The sequence below is a fragment of the Pedobacter sp. 01T416_2 genome, from assembly GCF_056398925.1.
Genome location: NZ_JBFTQI010001089.1, coordinates 1 through 1429 on the forward strand (window position 1 = coordinate 1; position 1429 = coordinate 1429).

Genomic DNA, 1429 nt, shown 5'->3' on the forward strand with positions numbered 1-1429 from the left:
CATTTTCAATGCCATTTCAGAATGGTTCTTCTGGGAAGAATTTTCTGTCCGTTATAACTTTATAGCGGTCGATTATCTGGTATATACCACAGAAGTTATTGGAAATATCCGCCAATCGTACCCCATTAACAGTATTATGGTAGGTTTGGTTATCGTTACCTTGTTAATCGTTTATTTCTTAAGAAAGTTCATCACCTCCTCTACAACCAATAAAACCAGTTTCGGCAAACGCACCATAATTGCCCTGATTCTTTTGAGCCTGCCAGTGCTTACTTATTTTGGTGTAAGCCATAAATGGAAGTATCACAGCAAAAATCAATATGTAAACGAGCTTTCAGGCAATGGCATGTACGATTTTGGATTTGCATTTTGGAACAATCAGCTGGATTATAATACTTTTTATAAAACACTCCCGATCAAAAATGCAGAAGCTATTCTGAGTCACTTACTGCAACAAGATTCTACTGCAAAGGGAGAATTTAAAAATACCTCCAGAACCATCAATAATTCGGGTACCGAGAATAAGATGAATGTGGTGCTGATCAGTGTAGAAAGTTTAAGCGCCGAGTTTTTAGGTACTTTTGGCAATACCCAGCACATTACCCCACAGCTCGATACGCTGGCAAAAGAAGGTTTGCTCTTTAACAATTTATACGCTTCGGGAACGCGTACGGTGCGTGGTCTGGAAGCACTTTCACTTTGCATCCCGCCTACCCCTGGACAATCGATCGTTAAACGGCCAGATAATAAAAACCTGTTTACCTTAGGTAGCATATTCCGTTCAAAAGGTTACAACAGCAGATTTATTTATGGTGGTTATGGGTATTTTGATAATATGAACGAGTTCTTTTCCAACAATGGTTATCAGGTAACGGATAGAAGTGCACTTCAGGATTCAGAGATCCATTATTCAAATATCTGGGGGGTTGCCGATGAAGATTTATTTACGCTTTCGTTACGCGAACTGGATAAAGACTATAAAGACAAGAAACCCTTCTTTGCGCAAATTATGACGGTTTCGAACCACCGCCCCTATACCTATCCAGAAGGAAGGATTGATATTCCATCGCACACGGGAAGAGAAGGCGCGGTTAAATACACCGATTACGCTATCGGTAAATTTATACGTGAAGCAAAGCAAAAACCCTGGTTTTCGAACACCTTATTCATAATTGTAGCCGATCACTGTGCTTCTAGTGCTGGTAAAGTAGAATTACCAGTAGATAAATACCACATCCCAATGATTTTTTACAGCCCAGGGCACATTGCACCAGGCAAATTCGAGAAACTCACCGCACAGATTGATATCGGCCCAACCATTTTGGGTTACCTCAATTTCAGTTACGACAGTAAGTTTTTTGGTCAGGATGTATTTAAAATGAAAGATAGCGAAGAAAGGGCATTTATAAGCACCTACCAGAGCTTAGGC

The 1429-nt window shown here is 40.2% G+C and carries 1 protein-coding gene; it reads left to right on the forward strand.

Features of this window, described 5'->3' with window-relative positions:
* A partial coding sequence (locus AC1DPQ_RS27625; RefSeq protein WP_477611548.1) for an LTA synthase family protein occupies positions 1-1429 on the forward strand: 1429 nt, incomplete at both ends.